15 protein-coding genes are annotated in these 21,556 nt (G+C 30.6%); 4 read left to right on the top strand and 11 right to left on the bottom strand.

Translation table 11 applies throughout. The annotated features are described in order from the left end of the window. Nucleotides 1-136: 136 nt before the first annotated feature. From typA to AC1RPJ_RS05725, 3 genes are all read right to left on the bottom strand, one after another. Nucleotides 137-1,984 (bottom strand): translational GTPase TypA, encoded by a 1,848-nt coding sequence (gene typA, locus AC1RPJ_RS05735; RefSeq protein ID WP_481761702.1) that lies wholly within the window; start codon nucleotides 1,982-1,984, stop codon nucleotides 137-139. A 165-nt stretch (nucleotides 1,985-2,149) separates the two neighbouring features. Continuing rightward, nucleotides 2,150-2,923: an inositol monophosphatase family protein gene (locus tag AC1RPJ_RS05730; protein WP_481761701.1), complete on the bottom strand. Its 774-nt coding sequence runs from the start codon at nucleotides 2,921-2,923 to the stop codon at nucleotides 2,150-2,152. Nucleotides 2,924-2,935: 12 nt separating this feature from the next. Continuing rightward, nucleotides 2,936-3,214 (bottom strand): UPF0223 family protein, encoded by a 279-nt coding sequence (locus tag AC1RPJ_RS05725; protein WP_481761700.1) that lies wholly within the window; start codon nucleotides 3,212-3,214, stop codon nucleotides 2,936-2,938. 238 nt (nucleotides 3,215-3,452) lie between these two features. On the opposite strand from AC1RPJ_RS05725, the gene def reads away from it, so the two are divergent. Next, nucleotides 3,453-4,001 carry a peptide deformylase gene (gene def / locus AC1RPJ_RS05720; protein ID WP_409022787.1) on the top strand — a complete coding sequence of 183 codons (549 nt, stop codon included), beginning with the start codon at nucleotides 3,453-3,455 and terminating at the stop codon, nucleotides 3,999-4,001. Between the two features lie 75 nt (nucleotides 4,002-4,076). On the opposite strand, the gene AC1RPJ_RS05715 is transcribed toward def, so the two are convergent. After that, nucleotides 4,077-4,556, bottom strand: coding sequence for a hypothetical protein (locus AC1RPJ_RS05715; protein ID WP_409022393.1), 480 nt, complete (start codon nucleotides 4,554-4,556; stop codon nucleotides 4,077-4,079). 229 nt (nucleotides 4,557-4,785) lie between these two features. Between AC1RPJ_RS05715 and AC1RPJ_RS05710 the strand changes: the two genes are divergently transcribed. The 3 genes from AC1RPJ_RS05710 (at nucleotide 4,786) to AC1RPJ_RS05700 (ending at nucleotide 7,743) form a co-directional block, all read left to right on the top strand. Continuing rightward, nucleotides 4,786-5,004 (top strand): DNA-directed RNA polymerase subunit epsilon, encoded by a 219-nt coding sequence (locus tag AC1RPJ_RS05710; RefSeq protein ID WP_409022392.1) that lies wholly within the window; start codon nucleotides 4,786-4,788, stop codon nucleotides 5,002-5,004. Then, nucleotides 5,001-6,677, top strand: a complete 1,677-nt coding sequence (gene rnjA / locus AC1RPJ_RS05705) for a ribonuclease J1 (protein WP_409022391.1) — start codon at nucleotides 5,001-5,003, stop codon at nucleotides 6,675-6,677. The genes AC1RPJ_RS05710 and rnjA overlap by 4 nt, the downstream gene beginning before the upstream one ends. A 118-nt stretch (nucleotides 6,678-6,795) precedes the next feature. Further along, nucleotides 6,796-7,743: a diacylglycerol/lipid kinase family protein gene (locus tag AC1RPJ_RS05700; RefSeq protein ID WP_481761699.1), complete on the top strand. Its 948-nt coding sequence runs from the start codon at nucleotides 6,796-6,798 to the stop codon at nucleotides 7,741-7,743. Between the two features lie 42 nt (nucleotides 7,744-7,785). On the opposite strand, the gene recD2 is transcribed toward AC1RPJ_RS05700, so the two are convergent. From recD2 to dptF, 7 genes are all read right to left on the bottom strand, one after another. Continuing rightward, on the bottom strand, nucleotides 7,786-10,245 hold the full coding sequence (recD2, locus tag AC1RPJ_RS05695; protein WP_481761698.1) for an SF1B family DNA helicase RecD2: 2,460 nt from the start codon (nucleotides 10,243-10,245) through the stop codon (nucleotides 7,786-7,788). A gap of 15 nt (nucleotides 10,246-10,260) precedes the next feature. Continuing rightward, nucleotides 10,261-10,920, bottom strand: coding sequence for a tetratricopeptide repeat protein (locus AC1RPJ_RS05690; RefSeq protein WP_481761697.1), 660 nt, complete (start codon nucleotides 10,918-10,920; stop codon nucleotides 10,261-10,263). Nucleotides 10,921-10,929: 9 nt separating this feature from the next. Then, a complete protein-coding gene (locus AC1RPJ_RS05685; protein ID WP_481761696.1) occupies nucleotides 10,930-11,586 on the bottom strand; it encodes a histidine phosphatase family protein in 657 nt (218 codons plus the stop codon). A gap of 106 nt (nucleotides 11,587-11,692) precedes the next feature. Further along, nucleotides 11,693-12,832, bottom strand: a complete 1,140-nt coding sequence (gene mnmA, locus AC1RPJ_RS05680; protein WP_409022386.1) for a tRNA 2-thiouridine(34) synthase MnmA — start codon at nucleotides 12,830-12,832, stop codon at nucleotides 11,693-11,695. 126 nt (nucleotides 12,833-12,958) lie between these two features. Then, nucleotides 12,959-18,259: a helicase HerA domain-containing protein gene (locus AC1RPJ_RS05675; RefSeq protein ID WP_481761695.1), complete on the bottom strand. Its 5,301-nt coding sequence runs from the start codon at nucleotides 18,257-18,259 to the stop codon at nucleotides 12,959-12,961. Next, nucleotides 18,240-19,565 carry a DNA phosphorothioation-dependent restriction protein DptG gene (gene dptG / locus AC1RPJ_RS05670; protein ID WP_481761694.1) on the bottom strand — a complete coding sequence of 442 codons (1,326 nt, stop codon included), beginning with the start codon at nucleotides 19,563-19,565 and terminating at the stop codon, nucleotides 18,240-18,242. The genes AC1RPJ_RS05675 and dptG overlap by 20 nt, the downstream gene beginning before the upstream one ends. Further along, entirely contained in the window at nucleotides 19,565-21,436 is a 1,872-nt protein-coding gene (gene dptF, locus AC1RPJ_RS05665; protein WP_481761693.1) for a DNA phosphorothioation-dependent restriction protein DptF, read from the bottom strand. The genes dptG and dptF overlap by 1 nt, the downstream gene beginning before the upstream one ends. Nucleotides 21,437-21,556: the final 120 nt, after the last annotated feature.

Here is a 21,556-nt window from a genome sequence, read left to right as displayed (position 1 = left end):
ATCACATTTTCTTTAGAAATGTTGTTTTTCATCGATTTTATTCTCTCGTGACTCCTAATAGTATACCATATTACTATTTATCATGATTAAAAAAAAGAGTTGAAAATGAACTTAATCATTTTCAACTCTTTTTAAATTAACCTTTTTTTGAATCTGTTTTATGTTGTTTTTGAGCTTTTTCACGCATATTTGTATCTAAGATACGTTTACGTAAGCGTAAATTATTTGGTGTGATTTCTAATAATTCATCCGTGTTCAAGAATTCCAATGATTCTTCAAGAGTAAGAATAGTTGGTTTCTTGATTGAGGCTGTTTGATCTTTATTAGAAGAACGAACATTACTCATAGCTTTTCCTTTAGTAATATTTACAGAAATATCACGTTCACGGCTACTTTGTCCAACAACCATTCCTTCATAAATATCAGTAGTAGGTGTTACATAAATTGTTCCACGTTCTTCAATACTCATAATTGAATATGTTGTAGCTTTTCCTGAATTAATAGAAACTAATGCGCCATTACGACGACCAGGTTCCCAGTTACGGATAACTGGTTTGTATTCAGAGAAAGTATGATTTAAGATACCGTATCCACGAGTCATTGAAAGGAATTGTGAATCATATCCAATTAAACCACGAGTAGGAGCTGAGAAAGTTAAACGAGTTTGGCCGTTATTACCGGTCTCCATGTTAATCATTTCACCCTTACGTTGAGCCATTGTATCAATAACACCACCAGAATATTCATCAGGTGTATCGATTTGGACGCTTTCAAATGGTTCTTGCATCTTGCCTTCGAATTCACGGTAGATAACTTCTGGACGTGAAACTTGAATTTCATAGTCTTCGCGACGTAAAGTTTCAATTAAGATTGATAAATGTAATTCTCCACGACCTGAAACAACCCAAGCATCTGGAGAATCTGTATCTTCAATTTTCAATGAAACATCAGTATGCAATTGTAATTTAAGACGATCTTCCATCTTTCGAGCAGTAATGTTTTTACCATCTTGTCCAACAAATGGTGAATCATTCGTTCTGAATGTCATTTGTAGTGTAGGTGGATCAATACGCATTAATGGTAATGCTTCTTGATGATCACTTGGTGTTACAGTTTCACCAACGAAGATGTCATCCATCCCTGAAACTGCAATTAAATCACCGGCTTTAGCTTCATTAATTTCAACACGATCTAAACCGAAGAAACCAAAAAGTTTTGAAACACGGAAGTTTTGAACTGAGCCGTCAAGTTTAATAACAGAAACTTGATCACCAACAGCAATTTTTCCACGGAACACACGACCAATACCAACACGACCAACATATTCATTATAATCCAACATTGAAACTTGGAATTGTAATGGTTCGTCACTGTTATCAACTGGTGCAGGAATTGTATTTATAATTGTTTCAAAAACGTCATCCATAGAATGTTTTTGAGTTTCGATATCTGGATCCATACTTGATGTACCATTGTATGCACTAGCATAAATAACAGGGAAATCAAGTTGTGCTTCATCAGCACCTAATTCAATAAACAAATCAAGAACTTCATCAACAACTTCTTGTGGACGAGCACCCATACGATCAATTTTGTTAATAACAACGATTGGTACTAATTGTTGTTCTAAAGCTTTTTTCAAAACAAAACGTGTTTGAGGCATTGTTCCTTCAAAAGCATCAACGACAAGTAAAACACCATCAACCATTTTCATGATACGTTCTACTTCACCACCGAAATCGGCATGTCCAGGTGTATCTAAAATGTTAATTTGTTTGTCGCCAACTCTAACAGCAGTATTTTTTGATAAAATTGTAATACCACGTTCTTTTTCAATATCATTTGTATCCATGGCACGGTCACTAATTTCTGAATGGCCATCCAATGTATCTGATTGTTTTAATAATTCATTAACTAATGTCGTCTTACCGTGATCGACATGGGCGATAATCGCAATGTTACGAATGTCATCTCTTGTTTTCAAGTTTGTTCTTCCTTTCGTTGGAGCCTTAATATTTTTACGAATAATAACTACAGTTCACTATTATAGCAGACAATTAACACACTTACTAAAAGTTTTCATACTTTTTCATAAATAAATCGCATAAAAAAACTGCGACTTGTTAGTCACAGCCACAACGCGATTCTACTAAAAACTATTTAGTAGTTTTAAAATGTCCTCTTGTGCGTTTTCCGTTGCTATTAATACATCTGCTGATTGTAACATATCGAGCTCTAACCCGTCAATTGTTTTCACGGTGATACCAAGAGTTTCCGCCAATATTTTACCGGCTGCAAAATCCCATGGTTTTAAGTGAGAAACATAACCAATTTCTTGTCCACGTAATATGTGAACAAACTCAATACCGGCACTTCCATAAACCCTAGCACCTGAACTATGTTGAACAATTGATTGTAAATGCTTATAGTCCATCATTAACATAGGTGAGCTACAACCTAGCAAGCCATCCTTAAGTGCTATATTTTCAGGCTTTTCAAGTTTTTTATCGTTGGCAAAGACGCCCCTATCTGGCCCACCAGAATATAAAACATTATTCATTACATCCATAATGAATCCCAATTTTCCAATACCGTTTTCATAAATACCAATCATAATCGCGAAATGATCTTTCTGTTTGACAAAATTCATTGTGCCATCAATTGGATCAACAATCCAAACAGTACCATCTAAATTTGTTACATCATCCCCAAAACCTTCTTCACCTAAAATTTTGGCTTTCGGATCAAAGGTACGAATTTTGTTTACTAAAAATTTTTCAGTCTGTTTATCCATATTAGTTACAAGATCAACTCGACTACTTTTTGTTTCAACAGACAATGGATTTCCAAATGCATGAATAATATTTTCACGTGCCTCTGTCAGCCAACTTTTAACCTGATAATTAACCTCATCAATATTCAAATCATAACCTCCCTATTGGTTAATTTTAATAACGTCCCTTGTACTCTCTCTTGCAAATTTCATTGTACGATAAATACTAAAACCTGATTCATCTTCGTACGATCTGCCTATTTGTTTTTCCTCCATTTTGGAAGGAACAATTTTTTTAAACTCACGATAATTATAAAGCAATTCTTCTCGATCAATACCTGTAGAATTTGCTAATTCTATTGCTTTATAGAATTCACTGACAGAGATAATTTCTTCAGTAGTCCAATGTGCTTCTAATGGGTAATCAATTTTATTATTCATAATTTAGTGTGTTAAACTCCCTTTATTTTTACTTTATTTAATTATTGAATTAATTTTCAACTAATACTTTCAATATACTTGAAAGTAATTACTATGTTTCATTTTACAGCAATCCATTAAAAACTAAAAGAAATGAAACATAACTATTAATTTTCAAATGGCCTACAGATATGATTATTTTATGCTACAATGTACCGTAGAATATTAATTTGGAGGTACTATTTTGATTAAAATAACAATGAAAAATATCATTCGTGAAGGTAATCCAATTTTACGAAATCGTTCAAGCGAAATGACTTTTCCGCTTTCAGATGATGATAAACAACTCGCACATGATTTAATGGAATTTTTAGAGAATAGTCAAAATGAAGAAATAGCTGAAAAATATCATCTACGCGCAGGTGTTGGCTTAGCAGCTCCGCAATTAGCAATTTCTAAACGAATGACTGCTGTCTTAATCCCTGGCCCAGAAGGTGAAGAGCCCACACTTAAACAAGTGTTAATTAATCCTACTATTTTAAGTCAGTCAGTTCAAGTTGCTGCACTTTCAGAAGGTGAAGGTTGCTTATCAGTTGATAGAGATGTCCCTGGATATGTGCCAAGAGCTGATCGGATTACACTTCGTTACTTTGATATCGAAGGTACACAACATAAAATCCGCTTGAAAAATTATGAAGCAATTGTAGTCCAACATGAAATTGATCATTTAAATGGTATATTATTCTTTGATCATATTAATACTGACAAACCATTTGCTATACCGAACGATGCTATTATGCTTGAATAAATAACTAAAGAGTTTCTCCAATAATTAATTTATTGAAGAAACTCTTTTTATTTCACTTTAAACATACTGTTTGAACTATACCTTTTTTAAATCTTTAGTATACATAATTGTCTCAACATTAACCAAATGTGCTACCTCTAAATGTAAAATACCGTCTAAATACCAAAGATCTGTTACTTCAAATGCCGATTTTGCTTCGACACTTTTTTTAACCAGGTTCATCATTTCAAATTCTTCAAATAAATTGAAAAAAATGTTTCTTATTTTCCCGATATTCTCTTCTGAAGGAGACTTCATCTGAAATTGATACTCAAATACCATGACCCTCTTACCCCAAACCTTTGAAACAATTTCTGTAACCCTTAGTATTTCAGAATTAATACCATATTCATTACCATGTAGTCTATTTAAAGCAAATTCAACCGCATTATCTGTAATAAGTTTGCTTTTATTTTTAAGAATAGTAATCTGTCTATTTCTTTTCAGACGGTTATAATTTAAAATTATGATGATCATTAAAACCACTACAGTCACTATTTTAACTACCAACCACATTTATAAAACACCACTCTTCCTTATACGATAACTTTTCATAATTATAACATGTCTGTTAAATTTTATCCTTTATAAGTCTATTCAAATCGGTCTATTCTATACTTAAATAATAATATATGATAAAATATAAATTATATGTTGTGCAGACAACCCCCAGTTCGGTTTCTAATTTCCATTTCAAATCATTTTAACCAAAATGATATCAATTTAATTTAAAGGAGTTTTACAAATGATTTTTAAAGTTTATTATCAAGAAACACAAGATAGAAATCCACAAAGAGAAGAAACAAAATCACTTTTCCTTGAAGCAAGTTCTGAAATTGAAGCTCAAAGTATTGTTGGTCACCAAACAACACATAACATTGAATTCATTGAAACATTATCAGATAAAGCTTTAGCATATGAAAAGGAAAACCCTACATTTAAAATGACGGAGTTTTCTGAATGAAAAAGATAAATGTTAAAAATAACGAGACTGGTGTTTTTGCAGTCGGCGGATTAGGTGAAATTGGTAAAAATATGTACGGCATCCAGTTTCAAGATGAAATTATCGTCGTCGATGCAGGAATCAAGTTTCCGGAAGATGAGTTATTAGGAATTGATTACGTTATTCCTGATTTTCAATACTTAGTTGCCAATCAACAAAAAATTAAAGCATTAGTTATCACCCATGGTCATGAAGATCATATTGGTGGTATTCCCTATTTATTAAAACAAATTAATGTCCCAATTTATGCTGGACCATTGGCTTCAGCATTAATCAAAGGAAAATTAGAAGAACACGGGTTACTTGCCACAACAGAAATGCATGAAATTGAAGAAGATACTGTTCTTAAATTCAGAAAAACGAGTGTGTCGTTCTTTAGAACAACTCATTCAATTCCTGATACTTTAGGTGTCGCAATCAAAACGCCATCTGGTAACATTGTAGTCACTGGGGACTACAAATTTGATCTAACACCTGTTACTAATCAGCCGCCCAACCTTCAAAGAATGGCTCAACTTGGTGCTGATGGTGTACTTTGTCTACTATCTGATAGTACAAATGCAGAAATTCCTAATTTTACAAAATCAGAAAGATTCGTTGGTAAATCAATTCGACGAATTTTTGAAAAAGGTGAAGGCCGCATTATCTTTGCTACTTTTGCTTCAAATATTTCCCGAGTACAACAAGCTGCTGAAGCTGCTGTTGCCAAAGGCCGTAAAATCGCTGTCTTTGGACGTAGTATGGAGGCAGCAATTGTTAACGGACGTGAATTAGGATACTTAAATATTCCAGATGATGCCTTAATTGATGCACGTGATATTAATTCATTACCCGCAAATGAAATTTTAATTTTATGTACGGGATCACAAGGTGAACCAATGGCAGCTCTTAGCCGTATCGCTAATGGGACTCATCGTCAGGTTTCTATTCAACCTGGTGATACTGTTGTTTTCTCAAGTTCTCCAATTCCTGGTAACACAATCAGTGTAAACCACGTTATTAATGAACTTTCAGAAGCTGGAGCAACTGTTGTCCATGGTAAAGTAAATAATATTCATACTTCTGGTCATGGTGGCCAAGAAGAACAAAAATTAATGCTCAGTTTGATGAAACCTAAGTATTTCGTCCCTGTCCATGGTGAATATAGAATGCTTAAAATTCATACTGGATTAGCTGAACAAATTGGCGTTCCAAGAGAGAATAGCTTTATTATGGAAAATGGTGATGTCTTAGCTCTAACTAGTGATTCTGCTCGAATTGCTGGTCATTTTGAAGCTGATGATATTTATGTCGATGGTTCAGGAATTGGTGATATCGGTAGCGCTGTCCTAAATGATCGACAAGTCCTTTCTGAAGAAGGCCTTGTTGTTGTCGTTGCAACGATTGACATGAAAAAACATGAAATTCAAGCAGGACCAGATTTATTATCTCGTGGATTTGTCTATATGCGCGAATCAGGAGAATTAATTAATCAAGGTCGTCGTCGCTTATTCCGTGTCATGAGTCGCTTATTAAAAAATGATAAAATTACAGAAGCCATGATTAATGATGCAATCGTTGATGACTTACAAAAATTCTTATATGAACAAACTGAACGTAAACCAATGATTTTACCAATGTTAGTTATCGTTTAACAAAAATAGCTCAATATTCTAATTAGAATATTGAGCTATTTTTATATAATCAAAATTTATCTTTAAATCCTTTTAAATTTTAGTTATAATTATTAGTATTAATTAAGGAGGGAAGTTCATGAATCAATATTTCATTATCGTTAATGAGTCTGCTGGAAGTGGTCGTGCTAAACAAATTTGGCAATCTATTGAAAAAAAATTAATTTCTCAAAATGTCTATTTTAAGGCCCATCTGACAGACTATATTGGTCATGCTTCCCTTCTAACGGAAAATTACGCCAGACATTATCACCCCATCGAAACAGACAATAATCAAATTATACTAGTTATTGGCGGCGACGGTACTTTAAATGAATGTATCAATGGTGTTAAAAATGCGAACACATTTGATATCCCAATTGCCTATATTCCTGCAGGATCAGGAAATGATTTTGCTCGAGGTGTCGGTATCCCCAAATCTCCACTTGTAGCTCTTGAACAAGTATTAAACACAACTTCACCTAAACTATTAAACTTAGGTGTCATGCACGAATTATCACGGCATGAAAAAAAATACTTTATAAATAATGTTGGCGTAGGTTTCGATGCGCAAATAGTAAGTATCGCAAATCAATCAAGTTCAAAGAAACTATTGAATAAACTTCATCTAGGATCGCTTACTTACTTAAGCGCCCTATTAGGAACTTTATCAAGACAAGCTGCATTTCCCATAACTGTCCGGGTGAATGGCCATCAAGAATTTTATCAAAATGCCTTTCTTGTAACAACATCAAATCATCCCTACTTTGGTGGCGGTGTTCCAATTTTACCAATGGCAGATCCGACAAAAAATAATTTAGACTTAATTATCATTGAAAAACCTAGTGCACTAAAATTAATCTATCTAGCCATTTTACTGAAATCTGGTAAACATATTAACCAAAAAGGTGTTCACCATTTTACATCAGATAAAATTAAACTTTCCGTTGACTCTTTAGAGTACGGTCAAATGGATGGTGAAGACCTAGGAACCCGTTTCTTTGAAATTGAGTATAGCGTCTTATCATACCCATTTTGGATTAACTAAAAAGCCTATATATCTCATTTAATTGAGATATATAGGCTTTTTCTATGGTCGGCTATTCTCCATTCCAATCATTGGATCAATTGAACCATCCATAATATTGTCGTTAGTTAAAATAAATTTTTCAATTAAAGTTGGAACAGGCGGAGCTATTTTAATAGATTTTTTAGCTAGTTGGCTCTCTTTAATCGAATCATCAACTTTTTTAATATCACCATCAAAAATCTGTTCAATTCGTAATAATAACGTTGTTTTTCTATTGGCTGATTCATTCTCAACACATTCTTCAAATGATTTTTCTTCGCCAAGCAAAATCAATAACTGGCTAGCACGGGTAATTGCGGTATACAGTAAATTACGTTTAAGCATTCGCTTATACTGCGAAACCATTGGCAAAATAACCATTTTAAACTCACTACCTTGAGACTTATGAATAGATGTGCAATATGCCAAAGTTATTTTTTGCCATTCATTTCGCCTGTAAGTCACTTCTGTTTGATCAAAAGCAATAACTAGTTCGTCTACCTTATCTTCGCTATCTTTGGCCAATGTAATTCCTACAATCTTACCTATATCTCCATTAAAAACATTATTTTCAGGACTATTAACAAGATGTAACACCTTGTCACCAATTCTAAATTTTTGATCTCTAAAAAGTACTTCTTTTTGTCTACTATTTTCAAGTGGATTCATAATATTTTGTAACATTTCATTTAAACGATTAATTCCCGCCGCACCTCGATACATTGGTGCCAGAACTTGAATATCACTTGAAGTGAACCCTTTATTCTTAGCTCGTTCAACAACCTGTTTAATAATTGATTCAACTTGAAATTCACGACTCGCGAAAAATGAACGATCCTTTTGATTCTGTGTAAAATCAGCAGGTAATTCACCTTTTTTTATTGAATGTGCGAGTGAAATTATTGATGACCCATCACCTTGACGATAGATATCCGTTAATTCTTTTCGCTCAAGATAGTCACTTTTCAATAAATCATAAAATGTTTGCCCAGGACCAACAGAAGGCAATTGATCTTTATCACCTACAAAAATGACTTTCATATCTGTAGGTATTGCATTCATTAATGTATTCAATAAATACGTATCAACCATCGACATTTCATCGATAATTAATAAGCCACCTTCTAAATCTTTCGTTTCAACATCATTATTCGATTCTCTTCCAGTTAGTCCTAAGAGTCTATGGATTGTACTGGCAGGTAATCCAGTCGTTTCAGTCATTCTTTTTGCTGCTCGCCCAGTAGGTGCAGCTAAAAGAATAGGAAATGTTTGTCCTTCTCCATAACTACTAAGATCGAGCGAAAAGTCATTTAATTCCGCAAATAACTCCACGATACCATTAATAACGGTTGTTTTACCCGTTCCTGGGCCACCTGTTAATAAAAATATCTGTGAATTCATAGCCGCCCTAATGGCATTAATCTGTGACTCACCATAATTCATATCAAGTTTTTTTTCAATCTTACGAATTGCTTTATCAATATCTTTTTCTGCTAACTTACCTTTTTCTTGCCCCGATGAAAGTAATCTTTTTAAATGTTCAGCAATTTGGTATTCTGCATGATACAGATTTTTTAAATAAATACGCTGTTCATCACCGACAACGAGTCCTGATTTAGCTAAATTAATGAGTTCTTTTGAGATTGCCTCAGGGTTTATTCTGACTCTTCGACTACTCTCTAATAATCGTAAAGATGCTTCCAACAACGGCTCTGCAGTCGCATAGGTATCGCCATCTTGTTGACATAAATCATTGATACTTTGCAAAATACCTGCTTGTATTCGACCTGAAGAATCAGCTGCAAATCCTAATTCTCCAGCAATTTGATCTGCCTTTTTAAAGCCAATATTTTCAATATCATTTACTAGTTGATATGGATTTTCTTGAATAATTTCAAGGGTTTTTTCTTTATAAGTTTGATAAATAGTTGCGGCTAATTGACTACCAAATCCAAAACCATTTAATCCAATAATAATTTGTTCCATCCCATTATTTACTCGAACAGTCTCTAATATTGTTGTTTTCTGCTTGTTTGATAATTCTAATGAATCAAGTACAGTATCATCTGCTAATATTTTATCAATTGTTTTCGTTCCTAACTTTTCAACAATTGATTCCGCAGTCTTTTTCCCAATCCCTTTAAATTCTGAGCCAGATAGATAGGTAATAAGCCCCATTTTTGAAGTAGGTGTTTCATTTTGATAATTACTCGTTTGAAATTGTTTCCCATATTTGGGATGCTCAACTTGTTGACCATAGAAGCGGTACGTAGATTCCTCTTTAATGTCAGCAAAATTACCAGTAACAACAACCTCATCTTCAGGCCATTCCAAATTACTTTCAATACTGTGAATTAGAATCACTTTATAAAAACTATCTTGGCTTTGAAAAAATATGGTTGCAACCTTACCAACCAAGTAAGCTTGTGTTTCATCACTTTGAGGATCATCATTAAATAAATTTAGTTTCTGAACAACCATTATTTCACATCCTCTTTATTTATCACGTAATTTTATAAACGATTCTATTTCACTTAATCTTTGTTTTTGTGCCTCAAAATAGGCCTGATTGGCTATTTTTGAACGATCAAAATAAGTATTGAATTCAATTCCTAAAACCATATTAGCTAAGCCTCGTTGAAAATTAGCCTTTGCATTATTTTCATCTATTTTAAGAACTAAGTCATAATATTTACCAGCATTTTCAAACTGACCCAATGCTAAGAAAATATCGCCAATTAATTCGTTGGCGTCCATATTTTTAGGATTTATTTCTTGAGCCGTAATCGCAAATACTAATGCTTGTTGATACAGCTCTTGAGCCATATATGATTGTGCTAACATTAAAAAAGCTGTTTCTTTCAACTTTTGATTAGTTACTTTTTGAAATGATTGAATTGCTTCAGAATACAGTTCTGCCTCGTAAAACACGTTACCAAGACCATATTGTAATAAATCAACTTGTTCATTTTTCTCATCAAAATATCCAATAGCTTTTTTATACAGTTCTTCCGCCTGAGGGTAGTCTTTTACTTTTGTTAAATAACTACCTAATTCATAATAAGCCGTTTGATTATTAGGTTCTTTTTCAACCTTTTCAACTAATTGATGAATAATATGTTTTGATTCTGCTTCTTTTTCTTCTCTCTTACCCATTATTACTCCTTAAACGACATCACTTTCATCGCGTATTCTATCCAAATAACTAGTATCATTCCATTTAACTAATTTAAATTCGGTTCCATTTTGTGTTTCCAAAATAGTCGTACTAGTATTCGATAAGCCACCTTGTTTACGGAAGTCTTTCAGCGGTACTCCTAATAAATCGTGAATCAAGGCACCAAGCGCCGCACCATGACTAACAATGATAATATTTGCATCTATTTTATTTTGGTCAACAATTTTTTTAATTGTTGGAACCATCCGCTTTAATAAAGCTTGAAATGTTTCGCCATTAATATTTTTAGGATCATATTTATCGGGATGATTACGGAAGGCATCGAGTTCCTCAGGATACTGAACAGCCACATCTGTAAACTTCATGCCTTCCATTTTCCCTAAATGAAATTCTTCTAAGTTATCATTCAAAATAACATCCAAATTTTGGTTTAGGCCTGTATTAATTAAATTTGCTGTGTCCTTTGCACGCTTAATAGGACTTGAATAAATAGCATCAAATTTTATTGATTTAAGTGCTTTGATTAATTGTTGTATTTCTATGTAACTTTGTTCAAGTAAGGGTGAATCTCCATTCGCACCTTGGTATCGTCCCTCAAGATTCCATTCTGTTTTGCCATGTCGAATAAAATATATATTAGTCATCAGTCAATAAGACCCCTTCGTTTTTTCATCTCTATTATATTATGCCACAAATATAAAAAGGCACAAACAAAATATTTGTTTGTGCCTTAACTATTATAAATTCAATTTAAACATATTGTAATTGTTTTGATCCCTCAGTTGACTTTTTAAATGCAGCGTCAATGATACCACTACCTAAGCATTCTGCGCCATCGTAAAAGACAACAGCCTGTCCAGGTGTAATAGCACGTACTGGTGCATCAAATTCAACTGTAGCTTCTGTACGGTCATCATTTAAATGAACCGTCACACCAACATCAGTTTGACGGTATCTAAACTTAGCAGTGATATGGAAATCATTGCCAAAGCGATCGATTGGTGCCATAAAACTTAACTCTGATGCTTCAAGATAATCGGCATAAAGTAAATCATTATGGTAACCTTGTCCAACAATCAATGTATTTGTTGCTAAATCTTTACCTACAACGAACCAAGGATCGTTACCTTCACCCGTACCACCAATACCAAGACCTTTACGTTGACCAATTGTATAATTCATAAGACCATAATGCTCGCCCATTTTTACACCGTCAACAGTCATCATATTACCCGTTTGTGCTGGTAAATATTCACCAAGGAACTTTGTAAAGTTTCTTTCGCCGATAAAACAAATACCTGTTGAATCTTTTTTCTTAGCAGTTGAAAGTCCAGCTTCTTCAGCAATTCTTCTAACTTCTGGTTTTTCAATGTTTCCAATTGGGAACATAACTTTTTGAATTTGTTTTTGTGATAATTGACTCAAGAAATAAGTCTGATCTTTGTTACTATCATCCCCACGTAACATATGCATAATACCGTCAGCATCTTGCTCAACTTGTGCATAATGTCCCATTGCGATGTAATCAGCATCAAGTTCCATAGCATAATCGAAAAATGCTTTAAACTTAATTTCTTTATTACACATCACATCTGGATTTGGTGTCCGACCCTTTTTATATTCATCCAAGAAATATGTGAATACGCGATCCCAATATTCTTTTTCAAAATTAACGGAATAATAAGGAATTCCAATTTTGTTTGCTACTTTAGCAACATCTTTGTAATCTTCTGTTGCAGTACAAACACCCATTTCGTCCGTATCGTCCCAGTTTTTCATGAAGACACCAACTACATCATAACCTTGTTGCTTTAATAAATAAGCAACAACTGATGAATCGACGCCACCACTCATCCCAACAACGACACGAGTTTTACTATTATCTGGCATACTATCACCATCATTTCAATTAGATTCTGAAAAAATCTACGATTTGAAGGTCGCACTATTTCAGTAAGTACTATTATACCAATAATATATACTAATACAACCCTAGTGTGTCATAATTTACTTTACTTAGTTTATACGATCATCAAATCCACTTATTTTAATAGATTCTATTCGTGATACCACTTGATTGGTACCATTAAGCATAGGCCCTTTAATAATACTTTCGCCTTTTTGTAAATTAGATAAAAGATATTGATATTGTTGATTACTGTCTTTATCTAAAGATAGCGTGTTCGCAATAAGTTTAACTTGGTCTTCCAATGGTAAAAAATTAACTTGCTCAGATGCATTATAGACACTACTGATATCACCCTTAATAGCTGATATAGATTGAGTTGCAAAAATTCCTGACCAACCGAATTTTCTTCCTTCTTTTAAAATTTTAACAGTTGGAGAGTTATCTTTAAAATTTAAATTTTGTATTTCATCAAGTACCACTGGAATTGGATTTTCTTCTGTATTTCCAATACTTTGAAGATAATTAAACAAATCCCAAAGTACAAATTCAGTAATAACTTTTTGTATATCATGTTGAAATCCTTTTAATTGAAAAATATGAATAGTTCCATCTTTATTTAAATATGACTCCCAGTTTTTGGAATCTTTAGTATAAGTGAAAGGATTTGAACTCAATAACATATCTAGTCTACCTACTATTTTTAACCCATCCTTGAATTCATCTTCGTCACTTAATATATTTTTTAAATGTAAAAAGGTAAATGATTTACCGTTTCTTGCATAACCATCACTTATTGCAGTTTTCAATGAATACCTTTGCTGAGTGCCTAACTCAAAAACGTTATCTAACATTTGAGATACTCGGTCTGCCATATCATTTACATCTTCAGTAATAAAGGTTCCACCACCATAATCTATTTCTTGAAGATTAAATGGATTTATAGGTAATTTATCCCCCGCTTTAACTAAGTGAAATTGAATTTTATTATCATGTCTCATTTTGCTAACAAAATTTTTATCCAATTGATTTTCCAAAAATCCATCAGTATAATCAACTACCAAACTATTAATATTTTTATTAGCCAACTCATACAGTAATGTTTGAACAAAGTAAGTCTTCCCCTGCCCAGACTTACCCGTAATAATCATGTGCCTATTTGAAAGCCCTGGATTTCCATACTCCCAATAAGCTTCATCAACACTACCTTTTTTAACGCCTAATTTAATTCTAGTTTTTTCAGAAAATGTATTTTCAGGATATTCTATTTCAAAATCAGAAAGTTCATTTATATTCGAATATTGACTTTGACTTTCATTTATACTATTTATAGATTTAATTTCGTTGTTATCTTCAAAATTTTTTTTATCCTTATTTTCACAATATTCATAAGCTGACTCTGTATCTAATTCTTTGTTTATAATAATATTTTTTCCTTTATCAGTATCGATAGTTTCTTGATAACTATCATCATGCAAAATATTTTTTAAAAGGCTTTCTTCCGGAAATCCCAATTTTCCACTTTTAATTTCTGAGATGATTTCATTTAATCCCTTACTTGCATAAATGTATGCGTCACCCTCAGGAAGTTTAATTTCAGTTATATTCTTACCGCCTAATTCCTTTCTAAGAATTCTCCGACTATCATTTCTATCACCAAATGAAACAATGAAAGCCTTGCCATAATATTCGTTTAATTCATTTGAAATTATAAAATCATTATTCAATAACTTATCATCATTATCTTGAATTTTTTTATATAGTTCTGCATTTATTAACTTGTTATTAAACATTTTTTTTAGATTAGCTAAATATATTGTCATAAAAAAATTACGGTAATATTCGGATTTAAATTTATTTTCATCCCTCAGCGCCTCATTTATTGTTTCTGCCGTATTAACCGCCTGCAACGTTGCCTTAGATATAACATCCGAATGGTTCTGTCCAACTTTAACTTCGACAGGAAACAAATGAATTTTTAAATTTTCTCCTACTTCAACACCCATGAATAACAGATCATCACTTGTAGCTCCTGTCATTCCTAGATTTTTTGCTGTAAATAATCCTTCTTTTTGGCTCATGCCAACCATTCCAGAAACTCTTAATATCTCTTCTAGCGATATGGGCACCCAAATAATATTCTCAGTTTCTAAAATACCCATTAATTCTTTATACGCCGAAATAATACTTAACTTTTCCCTCACTATATTGTGATTCGTTTTATCTCCGATAATTTTTAGAAGCCATTCTCCATTAATAATGTTAAATGATTTAATAATATTTAAACTTGTTTCTTTATTTTTAATTATAGTTTTGTCATATCTTTCTATCTTATCATTGATAATTAAACTATATTGTTCAATTTGGTTTGTAAAAGTTATTGACTCATAATTTGAAGTGTTACTTTGATCTGTATAATGAATAATATATAAATCATTACGTTCCGAAAAATAATCCAAACTGATATCTGGATCCAATAACGTTACCCAATTACTATTTTCCATAATATTCGTTAATATATCATCAAAATGACCATCTTCACTTTCAAAACTTGGAATGTTATTTACATTCGTAATTCCTGCTTGATAAACATTTGTTTCCGCATTGTTGGCTACACTAAATGCATTCCAATCATACATAAATTTGATCAATGGCCGATGTAAATATTTTGAATCCATATTTACACCGAATCCTTGTATAAACATTTTTTTATCAAGACTATATTTTTTACCACTTATTAGACCGCCTAAAGTATAATTCATTTCCAGCTTATCTGATTTAAAACTATTGGCATTACTCTCGACATCCATCTTATAAAATGAAACATGACTATATGGTTGTCTAACAAAATTATGATAAATATTAATCCGCGATTTTAATACTTTAATTACGTCTTCATTAGCATAATCATTAATTTTATCTCCCATAAATTTTTCAGAAAATAAATTTTCAAAATCAGCTGCCGTTATAATTTGATTAAATTGGTCATATATTGGATTAAGAATTTTTTTATCGTTATTTATATATAAATTAACAGGATGCATATTTTCTAATTTAAACCCTTGTTTAGTATTTTGAAGCTGTTTTAACATAAAATCAATCGTACTCTTTAATATTGTTTTATCATCGTTAATATTATGCATTGAAGCATTTAATGCATAATCAGAACTTACTTCAAAAAGATAATGAAAATGCTTATAAAAATCTAACATTCTAGAAGTAATAATATTTCTAGAAATCGCTGATATTTTTGATTTTTTAAATTCATTAAAGAATAACCATCTAGGCGAACTATCATCAAAATTTGATTTTAATAGTCCCCCATTTTTTGATATATATGGAACTAATCCACTTGGATTTAACGTTCGAATAAAATTTTCAGGTATAGATTGAAATTCTGTCCTTTTTAATAACTCTAGTTGATATTTAATCAATACTGGATGTAAAGGTGTATAAGCTATTTCCCCATCGATTTCTACTGTACCCATTTTATATAAATCTTTTAATTCCAATGTAAGTCTTTCTTCGGAGATTTGATTAATTACTTCATCAAAATCATCACAATATTTATTAAGAGCTTTCAATAATTCTTGATCAAAATAACTTAAACTTAAAATAGTATTTCTTTCTTTTAATAGCTTACAAATAAGAATATAGTCTATTCTTATTTGTTCAGGTATCTGAACTTCAATACTAGTGACAATTGAATCATCTATTTTTGCATACAATATTTGTTGTTTAATAATATCTACTTCATAATTCAACAACTTCTTATTTTCACTAAAGACATAATATTTTTCTGTACCATTAATTATTTTAGCCCCATCAAAAATTAAACTTTCATTAGCCTTACGCCTATTTTTTTCTATAAACAAACCACTTCTGGGAACCGGCTTCTGACTATTATCTAAAATTGAAAATGGTATTTCAATGCCTTCATTAACTAGCTTAAATTCATTCTCACTTTCATCTGAATCAATATTTTCAAAATTAATATTTACACCCACTTCATCTGAAATAGGAATTACATTATATTTAATCTGATCATAATCAACCTCATCAATAAAATCTGTACCACCAATTATATAATTTTTTTCGTATTCTAACTGAATCTCCATCTTAGATTTAGTTATTTTTACACGATAACTCGATAATATATTATTAAATATGTCTTGAGAAAATGGTAAATAAATTATTTGAAATGTATATTTCTGTGCCTTTGAATGTTCATATGAGGTCTTAATTCCATATATATCCATCACATTGAAGTCGTTTACAATAATTTTTAAATTATTACCATCTGCAGTAAATTCAGCAGATTTCCCATCAATTATATGGCTCTTACTTTTATTAATTCTTGATGCCTTCACAGAATCATCAAAAGGAAGTTTTATTATCAATTGATTATTTTCATGATTAATATTATTTTTAAATATTAAAATAAATCTGTTTTTGTACTTAACAGAATTTTTATTTTCACCATTTTCTCTACTTCGGTCATATATAATTAAATCAGGATTAACTTTATTTATTTTATCTGATTGATAAATAATTGTATCTTTTCTTAATTCTTTTAATTTTTCTTTTCCTCTTTTTATTTTTGAAAAATCGACATCCATCCAAATATCCTTTTCTTTCAACATACTCATTGATTCTAAATCTGCTTGCGTGTAGTTAACTATTTTATCTTCAACAGTATTATATTCTTGCCAACCACCAATCTTTTGAAAATCTTGCTTATTTTCTCTTAATCTTTTTTTAATATTATCAGCATCATACGTTTGTATTTGTGTATCATAAAAATAACCCATATTTTTATAGTCATCCGGAGTAATCTCTGATTTTTCTAAAATTGAAAAAATACTGGCAAAATCTAATAATGTTAAGTTCATTGAATCTTCCAAAATTATATTCTTTTTAAACTCTTCTAATACTACTTGGTTAGCGTCCGATAACCCGGACTTTTCTATTTCACTTTTTAAATCGTGTTTAATTTTATCAACAGAAAAAGGCCCATTTCCGTGACTAACATTCATGGCTCCACCCGATATACTGTCAAGAATTTCAGTACACACGATAAAAAGTGCCGTATTTCTCCATATGTCAGATTGTAAACTAACCCTATTTCTAAGTGTTACTAAAAAATCTGAGTTCATTTTATCTGTTGCTGCAACAAATAATATGTTAACACCATTTATATTTACCACTTTACCATGGAACTGCACGTCCTTTTGATCAATTACAAAATCTTCAGTAGAAATAATATCATTCATTTCAAATGCATTATAGAATCTAACAACTTCATTATTTTGATCTAAATTCAAATAATACCTGCTACCAGCACTAATATTTTGGGTTTTAAACCATTTAAATAACCGTTCGATTAAAAATTTATAATATTGGTTTGACATATTGTGCATCCCCGCTATCGCTTAATTTTTCAAGAATATTCATTTTTTCATATGTTTCTACTAATTTTCTTTTAGAAATATTATCTAATGAAATTCCTCTATTACTCATTTCGGTAATAACATCTTTAACAAGCATTTTTTCTGAACCAACTATACCCGCTGTAATCACCAATACAGTATCATCAGTCATGTTTAAAACATTTCCAAGTCTACCACGTCTTTTTACAAAATATTTTACTGCTATTGCTTCAAAAGATTTAGAAAATCTAGATTTAGTTTCGTCGGATAAATTTTTTGTTAATTTTAATTTTAAAAGTTTTATATTATCCTTTATATTATTTTCAGATGACATGCTTATATCATCCTCCAAAAACTCATTTAAAAATTCACTTAAATTATTTCTAAGTTCTATTGAATATTCAAAATTTATATCTGTTAACTGAAATAAACTATAAAATTTTTCACTAGGAACTAATAAATTTAAATAATCTAATAAATCAACGTTAACTAACAAATCAGTTGCGTTTTCTTTAACTTGAGCATAACCTCTATCATTTGTTGGTCTTGAACCTGATATTTTTTCCGTATCAAGTGCAAAAAAAATATTTTTTTTATTAAACTCATCGAAGGTTCCAATATTCATTATTATTTGACTAATTATGAAAAAATAATAGTAGCTAAAAAATGTATCAATATTTTTCATAAAAAATGTTGTATTTTTCATAAAATTGTTCAAATCATGATTAAAATAATCTAAGAATATACTTTGGTCACCAATTGAAACAAATTTTTCTTTTTTTATATTATTATTAGTTAGTTCATGTAAATTTTCTATAATAATTTTTTCATAAAGATTGTGCTCATCTTTTTTATTTATAAATTCAATCCACATATTATTTTTCTCTAGCTCAAGTGTATAATTTAAAAATGCTGCAATCTTTAATTCTCCACTTGAACTTTTTTTTTCGTTCGACTTTTTATACGCCAGCAACTTGGGAATATAAATTTCATCAAGTGCCGAATTAGAAAATAATTTTAAAAATTTATCTTTATTACCTATTTTAGATAAATCAAAATCATCACTTATATCCTTATCAAAGGATTTAGTATCCTTTGATATCTCACCTTTGTTAATGCTAATCCTTGCTAAATTACCTATAATTGGTGCAAATCCATTTTCAAATTTTGCTCTCTCTGGCTCACGGGTCATAAACGGTAATAATTGTCCTGATTTATGATGATTATTTTTTATCTTTCCTTTATCCATTTCCAAATGTTTTTTTAAATTTTCTAATTCAATAGACATTATATTTTCACCTCTGATACTTCATAATCAATCCCATTATTCTCTATTTTATATAGATATCCATCATTTATATTACCAACAATAACAGTTTCATTGTTATTAGTATTCAGTAATATGTTAAATACAAAATTGTTAAAATTCATTGCCTCTGACCGTTCAATATTAGAAATAACATATCCATTATGAATTTTTGTCAATAGCACATAATCTTCAAAATCTATTTTAACAAAATATTCAGCTTCATTACTTGTATCTTTAAAACACATATTAATTTCAAACTTGTTAATTTCAAAATCTACATAGTTTAATCTTAATGGCACTGCAACTCTAGTTTTTAAACTCAAATTATTTATAAACGCGAATCCTTTTACAGTTTGACCGTTCCACCGTAATACATTGCTTTGTATCAATTTTGCCAACTCTTTAATTTGTCTTACATTTTTTGAAAGAATACTTAGAAAAGAAAAATAATTTTCATTATCAAATAACTCATTTTGATAATCTAATAAAAATTGAACTCTAAGAAATGTGTTAACTCGAATTTTATGTCTATCCGTATCTAATTTACCAACAGATTCTATAACTTTTTGAATTGCTCTTTCATTATCTTCAATTTTATCTTCAATTTTATCAACATACTCATCATCATAGTTGTATACCTCAACATTAAATTCATCAATTTTTTTATTTGAATTTCGTGATGGATCAAGAAAATAAATAGCTTTTAATATCTCAGACTTATTTTGGCTTTCAAATAATAAATAAGGTAAATATGATGTGTAATTACTTTTAATTTCCTTTGCTGGTATAATAATATCGTGAATAAAGTTCAATACATCTCGAGTGGAGATGATTATACCATTAGAAACTTGAATTCTTATCAATAAATATTTAATTGCTTCTTGGACTTTCTTATTTAAGAACAGCTCATAATTAATATGTTCAACTTTATCATAGCCATTTTCTAAATCATTTCTGTAAGCATTATAAAATGGATTATTTTCTTCTTTTAAACATATTTTTTTAAAAATTTGATCATAATATAAGCTGTTCACACCCGTCTCATCAATTTCAAAGTTTGCATTATTAAAAAATGAAATCACTGATACTTTTTTATCTTCTATATTTTCCTGATTATTTTTTTCTATATTACTCAATGCAATTGTAATTTCACTTAATGTCGAATCTGACTTTATTTTATGAAGTAATCTCTTAACTACCCCTAAATTAATAGCAATAATAACATGTTTATAACCTTCAATTTCATTCTTATTCTTTGTGAGAATATCCATTAACGAATCAATAGATGATAAATTAGGATTAATGCTTTCCGTTGCATCATTATGTATATATACTTTATTTTTTTTAAAAATATCAAAATATTGATTATTCATGTAAGATAATAGATGCGATTTTCCATCTCCTACATTTCCTACAATAAAAGTTAAAGAACTTTTTTCTCTCTGTATTTTATTAAGAATTATCTTCTCTAACCTATGTTGTATTTCTCGTTCTACGTGCATATATTCATTAAAAGCACTAAAATCACTTGCATCAATTACAGAATCTTTTGCTTCAAATGATAATTTTTTTAACATCTGTGCCAGAGCAGATTCTGTTATATTTTTATCTTTCTTAAATACATCAAAATATTGGTGTATTTCTTCTAACTTATTTATGTCATGAGTAATTGCAACTATTCTAAGTTTTTCAAAATCAATATCTGAAATTAACTTCTTACTTCTTAATTTCAATCCCAAACTATACAAATCATCTAACGAGAATTCTACCTTAGACCCTTCAAAAGATACTTCAAATTTTTTAATCAATATTTTATATAATGATTCTGCTTTCATCAAATATAAATCCATTATTTCATCTCCTATTGAATATAGTGAATACGCTTTATTATACCTTTTCAATCTAAAAACGTACATACAAAAACATCCTTATAATACTTCATAGTTAATATACCCTTATAAAATACTATT

This window comes from Dellaglioa sp. CoH-57-MRSF-17 (genome assembly GCF_056782015.1).
Note: the sequence above shows the minus strand (reverse complement) of the source record. Positions and strands in the feature narration are given on the sequence as shown.

Bases quoted from the DNA above. Each gene is read 5' to 3' on its own strand.
- AC1RPJ_RS05675 (WP_481761695.1), bottom strand. From the start codon at position 18,259: ATGTCAAACCAATATTATAAATTTTTAATCGAACGGTTATTTAAATGG.
- dptF (WP_481761693.1), bottom strand. From the start codon at position 21,436: ATGGATTTATATTTGATGAAAGCAGAATCATTATATAAAATATTGATT.
- mnmA (WP_409022386.1), bottom strand. From the start codon at position 12,832: ATGCCAGATAATAGTAAAACTCGTGTCGTTGTTGGGATGAGTGGTGGC.
- AC1RPJ_RS05715 (WP_409022393.1), bottom strand. From the start codon at position 4,556: ATGTGGTTGGTAGTTAAAATAGTGACTGTAGTGGTTTTAATGATCATC.
- AC1RPJ_RS05700 (WP_481761699.1), top strand. From the start codon at position 6,796: ATGAATCAATATTTCATTATCGTTAATGAGTCTGCTGGAAGTGGTCGT.
- AC1RPJ_RS05725 (WP_481761700.1), bottom strand. From the start codon at position 3,214: ATGAATAATAAAATTGATTACCCATTAGAAGCACATTGGACTACTGAA.
- AC1RPJ_RS05690 (WP_481761697.1), bottom strand. From the start codon at position 10,920: ATGGGTAAGAGAGAAGAAAAAGAAGCAGAATCAAAACATATTATTCAT.
- dptG (WP_481761694.1), bottom strand. From the start codon at position 19,565: ATGTCTATTGAATTAGAAAATTTAAAAAAACATTTGGAAATGGATAAA.
- rnjA (WP_409022391.1), top strand. From the start codon at position 5,001: ATGAAAAAGATAAATGTTAAAAATAACGAGACTGGTGTTTTTGCAGTC.
- AC1RPJ_RS05710 (WP_409022392.1), top strand. From the start codon at position 4,786: ATGATTTTTAAAGTTTATTATCAAGAAACACAAGATAGAAATCCACAA.
- def (WP_409022787.1), top strand. From the start codon at position 3,453: ATGAAAAATATCATTCGTGAAGGTAATCCAATTTTACGAAATCGTTCA.
- AC1RPJ_RS05685 (WP_481761696.1), bottom strand. From the start codon at position 11,586: ATGACTAATATATATTTTATTCGACATGGCAAAACAGAATGGAATCTT.
- recD2 (WP_481761698.1), bottom strand. From the start codon at position 10,245: ATGGTTGTTCAGAAACTAAATTTATTTAATGATGATCCTCAAAGTGAT.